The organism is Actinomadura sp. NEAU-AAG7 (assembly GCF_018603865.1).
Lineage (GTDB): Bacteria > Actinomycetota > Actinomycetes > Streptosporangiales > Streptosporangiaceae > Spirillospora > Spirillospora litoris.
This window is the reverse complement of the sequence record NZ_JAHFZY010000001.1, coordinates 1144502-1162020: the sequence shown is the minus strand read 5'-3', so window position 1 is coordinate 1162020 and position 17519 is coordinate 1144502. Positions and strand designations below refer to the sequence as shown.

The window sequence follows — 17519 nt, the reverse complement described above, 5'->3', positions numbered from 1 at the left end:
TCGTGATCTAGTCGCCCCGTTCCAGGTGGCAGCGGTCGCACGCGGATCTGGAGCCATCCGGGCAGTGCCCGCAGAAGGGGCAGATGTAGCTCCGGGCGTCCTGCCAGCACGGAACGGAGAGCAGCTCCTGGGAGAACTTCTCGTCCAGTAGGTCGCCGTGCCCTCCCGGCTGCTCGCTCAGCGCGCGGACGGTCAGGACCGGATAGCGCCGTTCGCACGTAGCGCGGAGGCACCGCCGCAGCTCCCAGCCGGTGTGGCAGTTCGGGCACTGGCAGCGGTACGTGTCATGGTCGCGCGGGGCGAACACGGCCGCCGCGTTCGGGGGGCGGCGGAGGCAGTAGGGGCAGATGGCCAGCTTCGCCACCTGATCCGCGGCGTCGAGCAGGTCCGTGTGCAGGCGGTCCAGATCGTCCCGGTTGTCGCCCTGCCGCCGGGCCGCGTCGGCGCGCGTACGAAGGCCGGCCAGCGCCGACTTCAGCCCGCTGAGCTCGTGCGCCGGGGGCGGCCGGGTCACGAGCAGCCGACCGTCCCTCCAGGCGAGCCAGTCGAAGCGCCGCGCCAGAGCGTCGGCCCCGGCGACCCGGCTCGGCACCGGCGCCGGGTAGGCGAGCATGATCCGCCCGTCGAGCGCGCCGCGCAGCGTCCGGGCGACGCGTCCCATGCTGCCGAGGTCGGCGGGGCTGACCGGCACCATCGCGGGCAGTCCCCCCGGGTCTCCGGACGAGCCGTGCACCGCGAGGCGCCGGGCCGGCGGCAGCGCCTCCCGCTCCTTCCTCTCTCCCGGGTACAGCACCGCGGTCGGCCCGTCGGCGGCGTTCCGGAGGCCGTCGAGCTGCTGGTCGAGCTCGCCGGGATCCGTGTGCCAGGTCAGCGCGTGGGCCACGGGCACTATGCGCAGGACGGGTTCGTCGCCGAGCAGGAGGGAGAAGGTGTCGTCGCGGTTCCAGTCGAGCCGGACGGCGTGTCCCCTGTAGGAGTACGCGGGGCCGGGTCTCCCGATCTCCGGCCCTTCCGTGGTGGACGGTGCCAGGCCGAGCTGCTCCGCCGCGCGCAGCACCAGCACCAGCGCGTAGTGCGCGAAGTCGCGGCACCACGCGTCCATCGCCCCGGCGGGTTCGGCGGCGCCGTCCGCGCCCGGCCGCGAGGCCACCTCGACGTCCCACAGGCGGCGGCAGTGCCGGTAGCCGACCTGGTTGTCGAAGAGGTTGGTCGGGCGGAGCCGCGGCGGCCCGGTGTAGGGGCCCCGGACGCCCGCGCGCAGTTCGGACGACAGCAGCGGGGCCAGCGCTCCCCGCAGCGCGACGAGTTCCCTGCGCCGCTCCTCGATGCGTCCGGACAGGTCGTCCTGCTCGATCAGCTCGGCGATGAACGCGTACAGGCGCTGCTTCGCCCGGAAGTCCGGACGGGACTCGGCCTGCCCGAGCAGCTCGGGGCCCTGCCTGACCATATGGTCGATCCCCTCGATCTCGGCGATCCTGGCCAGCACGTGCATCCAGAGCCGATCGACGAGGGTCGCCACCACCCGGTTCTCGTAGAGGTCGTGGTCGGCGACCTGGACGGGCACCAGCAGCCGGGCCGGCTCGACGCCGTGCAGCCTGCGGGCCGCCCAGGTCTCGCTGTGCGCGGCCAGATGGACGACGGTGCGCCAGGTGATCCGCCGGGCCTTGCTGACCGGCACCAGGACGTCCTCGGTGCGCAGCCGCGCGTGCGGGTCGCGGCACACGGCCCGCAGATGGCCGAGCCGGAAGCGCAGGTGCTCTTCCAGCCGGTGCGGGCGCAGCCGTTCCGCCACCCCGTTGACCATGGGCGGAACGTCCGTCCAGTCGCTCAGCGGCGCGCTCGCGCGGTGCAGCTCGCGGACCTTGCCGGCGATGACCGCGACGCTCTCCATGACGAGCGCGGCCGGGGCGGGCGCGGCGCCGAAGCCGCCCGGCCAGCGTTCGGCGCCGTGCCGCAGCGTCCACTGCCCGGCGCCGGCGGCCAGGTAGGCGCCGGGCGCCAGAGGCTCCGAGCCGACGATGAGGCCCCGCGCTCCGGCGGGGATCTGATACCGGCCCAGCGGGACGATCCCCGGGGGGACGGGCCTCGGCGCGGCGGCGACCCGGTCCCACAGCTCCGGGCGGCCCCTCATCCGAGCCCCAGCGACCGGATCTCGCCGTCCAGCACCCGCAGGGACTTGGCGGCGGTGGTGCCGGGGAAGGCGGGGCCCCACAGAGCCTCGATGTCCTTGTGGAGCCGCTGAAGGTCGCCGGGAGCGATCTCGACCCGGCCGATCAGCTTGCGCAGCACCTTCGTGGCGAGCAGGTGGTCGGCGGCCTCACCGGTCCGGCCCCCGGCGGCGACCGTCACGGGCACGAAGCGTTTGGCCTGCCGTTCCAGCCGGTTGCCCCAGGAGACCCCGAATCCGTCCCGCAGCCGCTCGCCCAGGCTGCCGTCGAGGAAGCTCAGCACCTTGTCCGTCTCGCCGCCGTGCCGGGCCTCGGCGGCATCGAAGGCGTCCGTCAGCGCCTTGCGGGAGACCGGCGCGAGCGGACGGGTCTCCCCAGGATCGAAGATCCGGGGCCTCGGTGGCAGTTCCAGCACGTGCGCCCTGTCGTAGGTCTTGTCGGCGAACCTGACCGTGGTCTCGTCGTTGTTGGCCGTTCCGATGAACCAGACGTTGCCGGGCAGCTCCAGCGCGCGGCCCTCGCGCAGCAGCCGGGGCGCCGGGGAGACCGGCGCCGTCATGAGCGGAAGCAGCGCCGGTGCGCCGGGATCGCCCTCCTTGCGCTCCATCGCCGACAGCAGATCGCTGAAGTACTGCTCGGGGTGCGACAGGTTCATCTCGTCCAGCACCACGATGAACGGCTTCTCGCGGAAGAGCGGGAGCTGCGCCTTGTAGAGGCTCTGGGTGAACTCCGACTCGTAGAACTTGCGCTCGAAGGCGTTGTAGTAGCCCAGCAGGTCCTGCGGGCTGCGCCATTCGGCCGCGACCGCGACCGTCTCCCGCCCGGCGCCGATGACCTGGGCGAACGCCTCGGGCAGCCGGGTCTTGCCGATACCGCTGATACCTTGCAGCAGGTGCAGGCGGCTGGAGGCCAGCCCGGCCACGAAGCACCGCAGGTCGGCGCCGGAGTAGTACAGCCGCAGGTCCAGCGCCATCCGCCCGCGCACGCGCTCGACGAAGTCGCGCAGCCGGACGGGCTCGTCGTCGAGCTCGGGCCGGAACCCGTAGCGCTCCTCGTCGTCCATGGCGGTGCAGGCGGGAAACGGCGGGCTGTCCTTCACCATGGCCTGCATCTGCTTGAGCCGCGCCGACTGCTGGTCGATCTCCGAGGTCAGCGTGTCGTTCTGCCGCTGCAGCGCCTGGTTGATCATGCGGGCGTTCTCGCGCTCGGTGGCGGAGATCATCGACGCGGTGACATGCCGGCGCAGCTCGGCGTTCTGGCGCAGCAGCTCCTCCCGCTCGACCATCAGGTCGTGGTGGGCGGCCTTCAGCTCCTCGACCCGCGCCCGGTCCTGGACGGGGTTCGCCGCCGCGGCCATCCGCAGCTCACGGTTCTCCTCGTGCAGCCGCCGCAGCTCCTCGGCCAGCTCCGGCGCCCGGCGCCCGCCGAGCTCGGCCGCGGCCGTCTCGTACCGCGCCAGCTCGGCGGCCCGCTGCTCGGCGAGGCCCCGCATGGCGTCGAGCTGCCGCCGATGACCGAGGGAGTTCTGCCGCTCCAGCTCCAGGTCGGTCTCCAGCCGGGCGAGCCGCTCCCGGACGCGGTCGTCGGCCTCCTGGTCCAGATGCTCCGCCCGGACGCCCAGGCGCCGTTCGAGGCGCCGCTGCTCCAGCTCCTTGCGGTCCAGGTCCGCCGCGCGCTCGTCCAGCTCGGCGCCGCGCGCGATCAGCGCGGCCTCGCGCTCGGCGTACCGGGCGGCGTGCCGGTCCTCCAGCTCCCGCTGCTCCTCGTCGAACGCCGCCCGCCGCTCCTCCAGCTCGCGGCGCAGCGCGGCGAGCCGTTCCTGCCGGTGGCCGGCGAAGCCTCGCCTGGCCTCCTCCTCCAGGCCCGCGAGCTCCTCCTGCCGCTCGGCCAGGCGCCTCTCCTCGGCGTCGATCTCGTCCTTGCGGCGCTGGAGCCCGGCGGCCTGCCGCTGGTGCTCGGCCCGCGCCTCGGCCAGCCTGGCGCTGTCGGCGTCGAGCTTCTCCTGCTTCTTGCCGAGCGCGCTCTGGCGCGCCTCCGCGCGTTTGCGGGCCGCCTCGGCCTGGGCGATGGCGCGCCGCAACCGGTCGGCGGTCGCGGGGCCGGTGACCTCCGCCCCGGTGGCCGGCTCTTCGACCGGCCCTTCGACCGGCTCCGCGCCGTCCGCCGGCTCGGGCGCGGGCTCGGTGGCCTGGAGCCGTTCGGCGGCCTCGATCAGCGCGTCCTCGCCGTCGCCGGCCTTGGACGCCTGTTTGCCGCCCGGGGCCTGGCCCGCGCGCTGATTGCCGCCTCGCTTGCTGCTACGGCTACCCATCGGGTCGTCAGTTCCTTTCCAGGGGGGTCGGGGGCATCGAGACGATGAGCCGCGCGGCGTCCAGCGCGAGCCGCCGGCACCAGTCGATGTCGTCCTCGACGGTGGCGTCGCGCGTGGCGTGCGAGCCCCGGTTGCGCAACTCGCGGAGCTGCTCCAGGTCGGCGAGGACGCCGGGGCGGTCGCGGGCCAGCTCGCGCAGCGGGTGGTCCCGCCGGTGCGGGCTCTTCGGATCGGCCGCCGCGATCAGCGCGTAGGGCAGCAGATCCCTGACGTAGGCCCGCTCGACGTCGATCGCCCGGCCGTGCATCCTCACCTGCTTCGGGTATTCGGTGAGGGCCTTGCCCACGTTCATGCCGTCCAGGTAGGAGCCGCGCGGTCTGTCCAGGCCGAGGGCCTTCGCCGCCGTCGCCAGCGCCGATCTCACGGTCGGGACGGAGGCCGCCCGCGCTCCCGCCGCCCAGCTCGGCCGCTCGGGGGGCGGGTACTCGGCCACCAGCCGCCGGAACAGGTGTTCGTGCAGCCGGTACGCCTCGCGGGCCACCGACTCGACGCCGGACTCCCCGCCCCGCGCCGCCGCCTCCTCCAGCCCGAGCAGCAGGGTCAGCGCCTCCGGACGGCGCCGCAGCTCGCCGCCCAGCCGCTGGACGAGCCGGCTCTCGGCGGCGCGCCTGACCGCGTCCCCGGCGGCCCGGTACTCCGCACCGACCCTGGCGGAGGCGGTGTCGGCCGCGCCCGACACCGCCTCCGCCAGCCCGGGATCCTCGCGGATCCATTCGGTCAGCGTTCGCCGCAGCATCGAGTTCGGCTCCAGCCCGAACGGGTCGCGGACGCGCGGCCCGCCGTCCTGCCCGTCCCCCTCGCTCAGCCAGACCAGCAGGTACTCGGCCATCGGGCGTCCGGTGTCGAGCACCCGGTGCACGGCGGTCTCGTGGGGCATCGTCAGTTCGGTGGCCAGGGCCCGCAGATCGCGCTCGGCGGTGTGCGCGGCCGGGCTGCGTCCGTTCCGGAAGTCGGTGAACCGCTCCGCCCGCCGGGCCAGTTCGGCCTGCCGCTGCGCGGCGACGGCGTCGATGACCTGCTGGGCGCCGGGCGGGCGCGGCCGGACGAGGTCCACGCCCTCCCCGACGATGCGGGCCGTGATCGGACGCGGCGAGCCGGCGCTGTCGAGACGCAGCTCCGCCTGTCCGTCCCGGACCCCGTGGACGCGCTGGAACACGAGGTCCCGTGCGGCCCGGGGCCAGAGCCGCCCGGTCAGCGGGTCCTGGAGGACGTGGGTGACGATGAGCTCGGCCTCCGCGCCGACGCGGCCGGTGTCCAGCGTCTCCCGGCCGAGCGCGGTCGGCACCCCGTACCGGTCGACCCGTCCGCCCTCGCGCAGCTGCCGCAGCACGTGCTCGCACAGCTCGGCGCTCTGGTGGATCCTCTCCGCGATGTCCTCCGGCCGCCGCACCCCCGCCCGGCAGAGGGCGAGGACGACCCTTTCGATGATGTTGAGGTGGCGCACGGCCAGGACGGGGGCGGTCACCCGGTAGGCCAGCACCGGCCAGCACAGGAACAGCAGTTCACCGGAGTCCGGCGGCCGGTGGAACCGCAGGACCCCGCGGCGGATCTGGAACATGTCCTCCTCGGCCACCGCTCAACCCCTCCGGCCCGGCTCAAGCAGCACCCCGGACGCGGACGGCGGCGCGCACAACCGGTGGAACTCGCTCAGCGGCCGGACGCGCTCCGGGGCCAGTGCCGAGGTGAACATCGCAGCGTCGCCGACCACGACGAGCAGCCGTTCCTGCCGGCTCATCGCCACGCACATCCGGTTGGCCAGCATGAGGTGGCCGTAGGCGCGCCGCGTCCACTCCTCGTACTGGGCGTGGCCGGGATGGGCGGGGTCCCTCAGGGCGGGGTCGAACGGCGGCGGCGGGCTCGACCGGGTGACCGACAGCAGCGCCACGTCGAACTGCTTGCCCTGGAACGCGTCGACGGTGCCGACCTGCAACCGGTCGCGCTCCACGCCGTCGCCGTCCCGTCGCAGTTCCTCCACGGGCCGGTAGGACGGACCCGCCCGCTCGGCCAGCCCCTCCCTGAAGAGCTGCTCCCAGATCAGCCGGACCTGCGCGCCGTAGAAGCTGATCACGCCGAACGTCAGGTCGGGCCTGGCCCTGATGTGGCGGCGCAGCTCCCGGGCGATGGCCACGGCCTCGGCCGTCCGCGACTTGCTCTGCCCGCCGTGCTCGCCCCCGGCGGCGTGCGGCACCGGCAGCCAGGCGGCCGGACGGCCGCCGTACCCGTCCAGCCTGTGCGCGAACTGCTCGGCGGGGCGGGGCGAGTCCAGGCCGCCGCCCGGGTAGAAGTTGTCGCCGACGAACGTGCCGAGTACCGGATGCATCCGGTACTGCTCCCTCAGCCGCACCGCGCGGCGCGGCCCCGGGGTGTCGTCGCCGTTGTGCAGCAGGGTGAACATCCGCCCGAACAGGCTCTCCCGCAGGGTGGCCAGCTCGCTGACCGCGTCGGACCGCAGTTCCCGCTCCACGTCCGGCTCCAGCATGTGCGGGAGCTGGTTCTGGTCGCCCACCAGGATCACCCGCCGGGCCGCGAGCGTCAGCGGGATCAGCAGGTCCAGCGGGTTGGCGCGGGCGGCCTCGTCGACGATCACCGTGTCGAACAGCCGCTCGCCGTCCTTGACGTCCTGGACCGCCCGCGAGTCGGCCTGCTGGCAGGTCGCGGCCAGCGACGTCGTGTAGAGGCGGAGCGTGGCGAGCACGGCCTCCGGGTCCCCGTCGAGCGCTTCGAGGTATTCCAGGAGGGCCACGTGGACGCCCTCGGCGGTCTCCCGGCGCCGCGCGTCCAGCTCGTCCACGATCTCGTTGAGCAGGTCGGCCACGTCCGCCCGCGCGGCCGGGCGGAACAGCCGGTCCGCCCGGTCGGTGAGCCGGTCCAGCAGCTCGTCGCGGACCGCCGTCAGCTCGTCCAGGAACGGCGGCGTCCCGTCGCCGTCCCAGTCGGCGGCGCGGTCGAGCAGCTCCCGGTGCGCCTCGTCGGCGGCGGGCAGCCGGTCCAGGTGGTCCAGCGCGGCCGCCGCCATCAGCGGCCCGTCGTCGCCGAAGGAGATCGGCTCGCAGCGGATGCCGCGCACCGCGCGCAGCGTGCTCTCCCGCCGGTGGTCGGCCTGGAACCCGGACGCCCGGGTCGCGGCGCGCAGCCCGGTGGCGATCTGTTCCAGCCGGCCGAGCAGCTCGTCCGGCACCAGCCCGCGGACCTGCCCGGCGATCCCGTCGAGCCACCGCACCAGCTCCTCGGCGGGGACGGGGGCCGTCCCGTACTCGGCGGCCCGCCGCGCCACGTCGCGCATCGCGAGCGTACGGCGGCCGTCCGGGGTGCCGCCCATCTCCTCCCGGAGGGCGCGCACGGTGGCCGTCCGCCAGTTGTCGATGTGCGCGGTGGATCCCCGGTTCCGCGAGTCGATCTTCATGGACGGCAGGTCCCAGACCGTCGAGCGCTCGACCAGGTTGTCGACGGCGGCGTGCTGGTAGCTGGTGAGCAGCATGCTGCGGCTGACGACGGCGTGCCCGCGTCCCTCCTCCGCCAGCCGCACCTGGAGGGCCGCGATGAGCTGGGTCTTGCCGGTGCCGGGCGGCCCCTGGACGACCGCGATGTCGGGGGTGTTCAGCGCGGTGCGGAGCGCGAGTTCCTGCTCCTTGTTCGGACGGCCCTGGGCGAAGCACTTCTCCGCGGCCGGAGACATCGCCGGGACGGGGCGCCGCTCCTTGCCCCTGGCGGGGACGCCCTGGAGCAGGGGCAGCAGCTGCGGCAGCGGGATCCGTCCCTGGAGCAGCCGTTCCAGCGCCCGGTTCCGGCGATCGAGGCGGCGGCGGTCACCGCGGACGGCGGCGTGCAGGAACCCCTGGGCGGGCGGCATGACCGGGCCGTCGGCGTCCCCGCCGCGCCGCACCAGCCGCATGTCCACGGTCCGCGACTCGACGTCGGCGTGCACGACCTCGCCGGTCTCGTTGCCCTTGGCCAGTTCGAGTTCCAGGAGCCCGGCGTCCCGCTCGACCCGCCCCGAGCCGCCCAGGATCTCGGGGAGCTGGACGGTGCACTCCAGCTCCGTCTCGTGACCGGCGCCGACCTCCTCCCGCAGCCGCCTCAGCAGCCCGTCCCGGCCGCCGGCGATCTCGAACCGGACGACGTCCTCGGTGTCGTCCAGATAGGACCACCGCGTGTACTCCAGGAAGCCGAGGTCGCGCATCCGGCGCAGCGCGTACCGGTTCTCCAGCTCGTGGTAGCGGCGCCAGACCGCCATGAACGTCTGCTCGCCCTCGCCGCTGCCGAGCCGGGACAGCTCCTCGCGCATCTGCCGCTTGAGCCCGGCCTTGACCGTCGCGTCGAAGAGCTCGATCCGGACGTCGATCAGCGCGGTGCGCTCGTGCTCGCGGGCCGAGCGGGTCTCCCGGTGCACCTGCCGCAGCCGCCACTCGCCGTTCTGCTTCCGCAGCGTGGCGACGATGTCGCCGCCGACGAGCCGGCACGGGACCGGCTCGGCCATGTCCTGTCCCGGCGCGACGAGCGCGACCAGCCGCCGGGGCCTCGGCCCGCCGCGGCGGGCCGCGTCGCCGGGCGTCGCGGCCGGCGGGCTCGGCCCGCCCGGCGGCTCGGGGAACAGCAGTTGCCGCTCCAGCCAGCCCAGCGCGTCCTTCCAGCCACGCACCTGCCTGTCCCCGGCGATGCTGCGGGCGGAGCCGAGCGCCGCCTCGTCCGCCCCGACGCGCAGCTCCCCCCAGTCGAAGCGCCCGGCGAGCTCGTGGACGCGCAGCCGCAGCCAGCGGCGGCGCGGCTCCCCCTCGTCGAGGTCGTCGGCGAACGCGATGACGTGGTCGTTCTCGGTGACCACGGTGCGCAGCGCGTCGTCGTCCCCGCCGGTGCGGCCCCGCACGGGATGCTCGTGGACGGAGCCGTCCGGGCCGGTGTGGGATGCCGTCAGCGTCGGGCCGAACCGCGCCAGCACGACCTCCCTGCCGACGATCCCGTCGGCGGGGACGGCGCCGGGCAGCTCCACCCACGCGAACGTCGGCGCGCCCGGCAGCGCGTCGACCAGCGGCACCGGCCTGTCGTGCGCCCGCCGCGCGGCCATCACACGCCCCTCTTCGGCGTGAGGAACCTCATGAAGCGGTGGGCCTCGTCCCGGACCCCGAAATGCAGCGTCCAGCGGCCCGCGTCGTCGAGGTCGAGCGGCCACGTCTCACCGGCACCCAGCCGGACGCTGCGCCGCGCCGACCGGTCGACCATCCACGCGTCGTGCCGTCCCACCCGCTGGACCGTGAGCCGGGGTGCGCCGGACCAGGCGAGCTCCACCAGGGGCTCGCCGGGATCGACCGGGATCTCCGACGGGCCCCGGTCGAGGCACAGCAGCCCGGTGCGGGCCCGCACCACCTGAGCCTGTCGCATGGGCAGGATCATCGACCTGAGCCGGTCGGTCTCGGTCTCGTCCGGCGTCCCGGGCACCGCCCCGGCGGGCAGGAAGCCGTGGACGTCGCAGCGCAGGACCGACGGGCGCGCGCACCCCCGGCACCACGGGCACTGGGACAGCTGCGCGTGGTAGGTGCCGCCGCACGCGGGGCAGGCGACCATCAGCAGCGCCGCCTGGTCGAGCTTGTCGTGCCACTCGCGCAGGGACGGCCGCCGCTCGGGACGCCGCAGCCCGTCCTCGAAGGTGAGGGCCGCCAGCCTCCGCAGCCCCCCGGTCAGCACCAGGTCCCGCCCGAGACCCTGGGAGCTGCTGTTGCGGTGGTCCTCCGGATGATCGATCCACGGCCATTCGCCCCGGAAGGCGGCCGGCTCCAGCCCGGGGTCGCGGTCGACCGCGTCCCCCTGGAAGGGATGCACCAGGGCCAGGACGTGGAAGGCCAGCACCGCGAACGCGAAGGCGTCGGTCAGGCTGTCCTGCCCGGCCCTCCCGGTGATCAGCTCGGGCGCGGCGTAGCCGGGGGTGACGTGCGCCGCGTCGGACGGCCGGGCCCGCACGGACACGTTGTCGGGGTCGATGAGCCACACCTGGTCGTGCTCGCTGCGCGTCGACACGAGGATGTTGCCGGGCGACACGTCGCCGTACGCCAGCCCCCGCGCGTGCAACCGGTCGAGCGCCTCGGCCGCCAGGGCCAGCAGCCGCAGGCGCCTGCGCAGCCCGCCGGTGCCCTGGAACCATGCGGCCGTCCCCTCGTACGGGACGGCGGCCAGCGAGCCGATCGCGGTCATCCCGGCCAGCAGCTCCATGGTGTAGCCGACCTCGTCGCCGACCAGCAGCGTCAGGGGCCGCGCGATGGGGATCCCGGTCAGCTCGAAGCGCCGGACGGCCGCCAGCCTGGTGCGCAGCTCGCCGGCGCCGATCCCGGCCTCCGGCTTGAGGATCTTCGCGGCCACCTGCCCCCCGGCCAGCGACCAGACCGTGCCCTGGCCGCCGCCTCCGATCTCCTCGCGCAGTTCCAGGGCCTCGCCCCGGTCGTCATGGACGGTGTCGCCCGTCCGGTACCGGCGGCGCCGGGCCCGGCGGCCGCCCGCGGGTGCGGTCACGTCGCCCTTCCCTCCCACTCCACAGATCAACGGGCGGGCCGCCCGGCGGCCCGCGGAGGCGGCTCGGCCGCTTCAGTCGCTCAGGTCGGAGAGGTCGTCGGGGTCGAACACCGAGACATCGTCGGGCCGGGCACTGTTGACGCGGACGCTCATGCTCCGCGTGAGATATCGGAAGATCTCCGTCACCCGGTCGGCCTCCTCGGCCCGGACGACCGGGTAGAGCGGGTCGGCCACGAACGCCTCCAGCACCTGGTAGGCGGCCGACCCCGCCTCGGGCCCGATCGCCACCGCGAGCCGCAGGGACCTCCCGCCGCGCGGCGAGCCCAGCAGGCGGTCGAGCTGCGGCCGCCACTCCGAGGTGGGCCTGCCGTCGGAGATCAGGACGAGCGTCGGGTCGTACGCCGACGCCGGGACCAGGTCCTCATCGTCCAGGACACGCCGGGCCAGCTCGAAGACCGCGCCCATCGGGGTGCCGCTCGGACCGCCCACCGCGTCCATGTTCGTCCAGGTCACCGAGGCGGCGGGCACCGGCCGCAGATGCAGCGCCGCGCCCTGGCCGCCGAACACGAGCACGCCGATCGTGATCTCGCCCCGCGGCGACCGCTCCCGCGCGAAGGCGCCGATCATGCTCGCCATCGCCTGGTTCAGCGCCTCGATCTTGCCGTGCTCGGCCATGCTCCCGCTGACGTCCGCGAGCACCAGCACCGGCAGCGGCCGGGGCCGCCGCACGGACGCGAACGGCGTCTCGCCCTGGTCGTTCGGCATGGAATCCGTGCCCCCTCCCGTCCCGCCCAGCGCGGAACATTGCAGAATTCCGCCATCCGGTCCGCCAGTCAAGGAGTAAATGTATTACTTAACGGTAACTGCCAACTTTGAGAAGTAGCGCCCTATATGCGAGGTTCTGGCGCCGCATTCGTCGGACCGGCATGAGACCGGCGACATCGTTGTCCCCCGGTTCGACGCGGAGGCGCGCTCGTATCCGCCACAGGCCGCGTAGACCCCCGCGCCTGGGCCGGTCTGGTCTCTGCGGGCCGCCGGTGCCACCGGCCGGGCGCTCGACCTCTCCCGCTGTGGCTACATATGCGGTTTTAGCTTGTTTCGTAGAGGAATTCGAAGTTCCTACGACGGGGGCGCGCATACTCGGTAGGTTGCCGCCGGAAGTGGTGGCGAACGGGAGGTCCGGGTGCGGGACCAGTTGGTCGAGGCGATCCTCGCGCGTGTCGAGGAGACGCACCGGACGGGTGACCATGCCCCGGTCCTGGCCGAGGACGCGCTGGACGAGGCGAACCTGCTCCTGCTGCGTGTCTTCGGGCCCGCGTCGACGCCCGACATGCCCGTCGACGCGGTCGCGCTGACGGTGCTCGGGCGGTTCCACCTGCTCCGGCACCGCGCGCGGCGGGGAACGGAGGACCTGAGAAACGCCCTGCTGTACCTGGGCCAGGTGTACCGGGTCGCACCCGACCTGCTGCCGGACCATGTGCGCCGGTCGTTCGACGACACGCCGGAGATCGCCGGGCCGGACGACCATGTGTTCGGGTACGACGACGACCCTGATGCCTATGTCGAGCAGGGCGACGCGCTGTGCTCGTGGTACGAGGAGCGCGGCGAGGTGGAGGCGCTGGAGGCGGCCGTCCGGGTCTACCGCGCGGCCGTCGCCGCCGACCGGTCGAGGAACGCCCGGTACCTGTGGAGCCTGCACTCGGCCCTTGTCGAACTCGCCCGCGCGACCGACGACCCGGAGGCGGCCCGCGAGGCCACCGAGGTGGCGCGGATCCTCACCGAGTCGGGCACGGTGGTGTCGTCTCCCGCCGAGGGCGAGGCGATCCGTCTCGTGAACCTCAGCGACACGCTCCGGGGCGAGTTCGCCCGCACCGGGGACGAGGCGGTGATCAATGAGTCGATCACGACCGCGCGGGCCGCCGTCGAGGCCGCCGAGGACGACGAGGAGCGCGGGCTCGCGCTGACGAACCTGTCCGCGTCCCTGGAGACCCGGTACGAGTACCTGAACGACGACGAGGCGTTGCGCGAGTCGGTCGATGTCGGCCGGGCCGCGATCGCGGCCGACCCCGATCTGCTCCTGACCGTCGCCAACCAGGCCGTCTTCCTGAGGGAGCTGTTCCTGCGCACCAAGGACACCGCCCTGCTGGAGGAGTCGCTGGCCGCGCACGCGCGGGTCCTGCGCGCGACGTCGGACACCCAAGCCTCCCTGGACTCCCGGCTCATGAACGCCGCGAACACGCTGCGCGTGCTCTACCGGTGGACCGAGGACCCCTCTCCCGTGCTCGACGCCGTCGAGGTGGCGGCCGCCGACGAGGAGGAGGAGGCCGGGCTCGGCGAGGCCGCGATCCTCGCCGACGCGCTCGTGGACCTGGCCGACCGGACCGGGGACGAGGACATCCTGCGCGAAGGGATCGCGGCCTGCCGGATGGTCCTCGCCGAACTGGACGACGAGCCGTTGCGCGGCGACGTCCTGTATTCGCTCTCCGCCGCGCTCTACCTGCTGACGTGGCACAACCAGGACCCGCACGTGGTACGTGAGTCCGTCGACACCGCCCGGGAGGCGGTCGGGGCCGACGCCGAGGACGACGTCGAGCCGGCCCGGCGACTGACCCACCTCGGATTCGTGCTGCGCAACGCGTTCGAGGCGACCGGCGAGCACACCCTGCTGGCCGAAGCCCGCACCGCCTTGACCCGGGCGTTGGCGCTGACCACGCCGGAGGTGGTCCAGGAGGTCCTCGGCGCCCGCGAGGAAGCGGTCGACGCGGTGGTCGAGGACGACCGCGTGATGGAACTGTGGATCCTGGAGCGGAGCGTGAGCTGGGCCGCGCCGAGGGTGCGCGCCATGCACCGCGCCGAACTCGTGCGACTCGCGGGCGGCCTCGGTGAGAGCGCGCACGCTGTGGCGCTCGAACTCGCACAGGAGTTCGCGGCGGCCCTCGACCGTCTGATGGCGTCCGGGTTCTCCCCGACCGAGCGATCAAGCCTGATCACCGCCCTGCGCGAGCGTGTGACCGCGTTCCATGGCAACCGCGATGCCGACGAGGTGCTCGTCCCCGAAGCGCTCGACGAGCTGGTCGACCTTCTGTGCGTGGTGCCGGACCCGCTCGACGACGTGCAGGTCACACAGACGGCCGGGTGGCTCCTGTGGTCGCGGTTCGCCGCGCGCGGCACGTCCGAGGGCGGTGCGGAGCTGCTGGTCGCGCTCGACCTGCTCGCGCCCCTGTACCGGATGGGCGGTCGGGCGCACGTGCCGACGTTGATCGCCGAGAGGTTCGACGAGAAGCCCCCCGCCGACCCGGACAGCGCCGCGACGCTCGGGAGACTCGGCCGCGTCCAGTACGGCGACGTCGACACCGATCCGGGCGCCCTGGACCGGGCCGTCCTGCTGTTCCGCCGGGCGATCGACCTCGCCGGGGACGGGCACGCCGAACTGCCGCTTCTGCGCACGAACCTCGGTACCGCGCTGATGTCGAGGTTCGACCGCGACGGGGACCTGGACGATCTGGACGAGGCGGTCGGTGAGTGCCGGGCCGCCGTCCGGGAGACCCCGCCGGACGCTTCGACGCAAGCGACATACCTATCCAACCTGGGCATCACCCTGTTGACCCGGGCCGAACGGCTGGGCAGTCAGCAGGACCTGGAGGACGCCGTCGCGGCATGCCAGGCGGCGGTCGACGGATGGCCCGGCCACCCCGAATTCGAGGGGATGACCACCAACCTCGACACCGCGCGGCGCACGCTGGCGAACTTCCTCGACCACGAGGCCGGCCTGAGTGAACGGATCGACGCGACATCCGATCCGGCGGAACTGGCCGACCTGCTGTGGAACCGGTTCGTCCGCACCGGTGACCCGGCGGACCTCGACCGGGCTGTGCGGGTGCGGCAGGACGCGCTCGACGCGGGCGAGTCACCGGCCGAGCACCTGGAAGACCTGTGCAGCCTCCTTCAGCACCGGTTCGCCCACTTCGGACGGTCCGAGGACCTGACCGCGTCCATCGCGGCGGGGCGGGCGGCGATCGAGGCGACGCCGCCCGGCGACCCGGAGCTCGCCGGGCGCGGGTCCACGCTGGCGAACGCGCTGTCCAGCCGGTACGAGAACGGGGGCGCGCTTGAGGACTTGGAGGAAGCCCTCCGGTACACCCGGGAAGCGGTGGTGTCGGACGCCGAGCCCTCGCCTTCCGAGTTGTCGAAGCTCTCCCTGTTCCTCCGCCTGCTGTTCGAGCGCACCGACCGCGTCGAGCACGTCGACGAGGCGGTCGAGGCCGGACGGGCCGCCGCCGGGGCCGCGTCCAAAGGCGACCCGCTCCTCGGCGTCTACCTGGGCAACCTCGGCGGCACGCTGCTGGCCCGGTTCCGCCGCACCGACGGTCAGGCAGACCTGGACGAGGCGGTCGACACGCTGCGCCGGTCCGTGTCGGCCATCCCCCCGGCGAGCCCCGAGCGCGGGATGATGCTGACCAACCTCTCGTCCGCGTTCTACAGCCGGTTCGACTCCCGGCGCGACCGGGCCGACCTGGACGCGGCGATCGACACCGGCCGGCAGGCGGTCGAGGCGACCCCGCCCGACCACACCAGCCGCCCGCCGCGCCTGTCGAACCTCGCGGCCATGCTCCGAATCCGGTTCGGCGTCAACGACGTCCCCGCCGACCTCGACGAGGCGCTGGAGGCGTCCCGGGAGGCCCTGAAGTCCCTGGCTCCCGGCGATCTGCGACGCGCGGGCGCGCTGCTGAACCTCACGCAGACGCTGCTCGACCTGCACGGCCGGACCGGACGGAGGGAAACCCTCGACACCGCGATAGACCTCGCCCGCGAGTCCTTGGCGGAACTCCCGGTCGACCACCCCGACCGACCCCTCCACCTGCTCTCCCTCAGCCGGGCGTTGCAAGGACGCGACGCCGTGACCGGTACGGACCTGGAGGCCGCGGTCGCGGCGGTCCGGGAGGCGGCGTCGACCGACCTGGGCGGACCGCGCGTCCGCGCCACGGCCGCCGCGGAGTGGGCCGCGCTGGCGGCGTCCGACGGGCGGTGGGCGGAGGCCGCCCAGGCGTACGGGACGGCGGTCGACCTGGTGGGCCTGACCGTCTCCCGGGCCCTGACCCGGCGCGACCGCGAGGCGTTGATCGACGGTATGGCGGGGCTCGGCGCGGACGCCGCCGCGTGCTGTGTGCGCGCCGGATCACCGGCGCGGGCGGTCGAGCTGTTCGAGCAGGGGCGCGGGCTGCTGCTCGGGCACACGCTGGACAGCCGCACGGACCTCACCGCGCTCGCCGAGCGCCGACCGGCGTTCGCGACGATGTTCACCGAGCTGTGCGCGGCGTTGGAGGAGCCCGACACCGATGCCGCGACGCGGCGCGGGCTGGCCGCGCGCTACGACCGGCTGCTCGCGGACATCCGGACGCTGCCCGGTTTCAGCGCCTTCCTGCGTCCGCCGACCGCGCGCGACCTCGCGCCCGCCGAGGGCCACGCCGTGGTCGTCGTGGTGTCCGACTTCGGGTCGTACGGGCTGATCCTGTCCGCCGCGGGCGAGGTGACGCCCGTTCCGCTGCCCGCGCTCACGCCGCAGGTCGTCCTGGAGGAGGCGCTGGACTTCCTCGATGCGGTCGACGACACCGAGTCCGAGGGGGCCCGGACCAGGGCCGCCGGGCATGACCGTGTGGTGCGTACGCTGGAGTGGCTCTGGGACGCGGTGGCCGGCCCGGTGCTCGACCACCTGGGTGCCGCCGAACGGTTGTGGTGGTGCCCGTCCGGCATGCTCTCGCTGCTGCCGCTGCACGCGGCGGGCCACCACGGAACGGGGTCGCTCACCGTGGTGGACCGGGTGGTGTGCTCGACCACGCCCACCCTCCGGGCGCTGGCGCACTCACGGCGCGGTGCCGGCCCCGCCCGACCGCGCGCCGACCGCGCACTGGTCGTGGCGATGCCGGACACGCCGGGCCACGCCGTGCCGCTGGCCGGCGCGGAGCGGGAGGCGGCGGTGGTGCGCACCCACCTGCCCGGGGCGGTCGACGTGCTCGGCGGGACCGCGGCGACCCGCGACGCCGTGATCGCGGCCCTGCCGAAGGCGCGGATAGCGCACTTCGCGTGCCACGGTAACAGCGACCTGACCGACCCCTCGGAGAGCCTGCTCCTGCTGGCCGACCACCACAACCACCCGCTCACCGTGCGGGACCTCGCACACCTGAGCCTGGACGCCGACCTGGCGTTCCTGTCCGCGTGCTCGACGGCCCGCCCCGGCGGGCGGCTGGCGGACGAGGTGATCCACCTGGCATCGGCGTTCCAGTTGGCGGGGTACCGGCACGTGATCGGCACCCTCTGGCCGATCGGCGACCAGCACGCCGTGGACTTCGCGGAACTGGTCTACCCGGCGATCGCCGCGGGCGGAGACATCGCGACGGCCGTGCACGCCGCTACCCGCACCCTGCGCGACCGCCATCCCGACGACCCGCTGGTGTGGGCGTCCCACGTCCACATCGGCGCGTGAG

General features: G+C 74.1%; 7 protein-coding genes. 1 reads left to right on the top strand and 6 read right to left on the bottom strand.

Going from position 1 to position 17519, the window contains the following annotated elements; genetic code table 11:
* Positions 1-7: 7 nt before the first annotated feature.
* From KLI87_RS05365 to KLI87_RS05340, 6 genes are all read right to left on the bottom strand, one after another.
* Positions 8-2131: a hypothetical protein gene (locus KLI87_RS05365; protein ID WP_214616044.1), complete on the bottom strand. Its 2124-nt coding sequence runs from the start codon at positions 2129-2131 to the stop codon at positions 8-10.
* Entirely contained in the window at positions 2128-4479 is a 2352-nt protein-coding gene (locus KLI87_RS05360; RefSeq protein WP_214616043.1) for an AAA family ATPase, read from the bottom strand. Before KLI87_RS05360 ends, KLI87_RS05365 begins: the two co-directional genes overlap by 4 nt.
* A 7-nt stretch (positions 4480-4486) precedes the next feature.
* Positions 4487-6112: a hypothetical protein gene (locus KLI87_RS05355; RefSeq protein WP_214616042.1), complete on the bottom strand. Its 1626-nt coding sequence runs from the start codon at positions 6110-6112 to the stop codon at positions 4487-4489.
* A 3-nt stretch (positions 6113-6115) separates the two neighbouring features.
* Positions 6116-9601 (bottom strand): AAA domain-containing protein, encoded by a 3486-nt coding sequence (locus KLI87_RS05350; protein WP_214616041.1) that lies wholly within the window; start codon positions 9599-9601, stop codon positions 6116-6118.
* Positions 9601-11037 (bottom strand): lipopolysaccharide kinase InaA family protein, encoded by a 1437-nt coding sequence (locus KLI87_RS05345; protein WP_214616040.1) that lies wholly within the window; start codon positions 11035-11037, stop codon positions 9601-9603. Before KLI87_RS05345 ends, KLI87_RS05350 begins: the two co-directional genes overlap by 1 nt.
* A gap of 72 nt (positions 11038-11109) precedes the next feature.
* The gene (locus KLI87_RS05340) at positions 11110-11802 is read right to left on the bottom strand and encodes a VWA domain-containing protein (RefSeq protein WP_214616039.1); all 693 of its coding nucleotides are present in this window, start codon (positions 11800-11802) and stop codon (positions 11110-11112) included.
* Between the two features lie 418 nt (positions 11803-12220).
* Between KLI87_RS05340 and KLI87_RS41420 the strand changes: the two genes are divergently transcribed.
* Positions 12221-17518, top strand: a complete 5298-nt coding sequence (locus KLI87_RS41420; RefSeq protein ID WP_214616038.1) for a CHAT domain-containing protein — start codon at positions 12221-12223, stop codon at positions 17516-17518.
* Position 17519 lies beyond the last annotated feature (1 nt).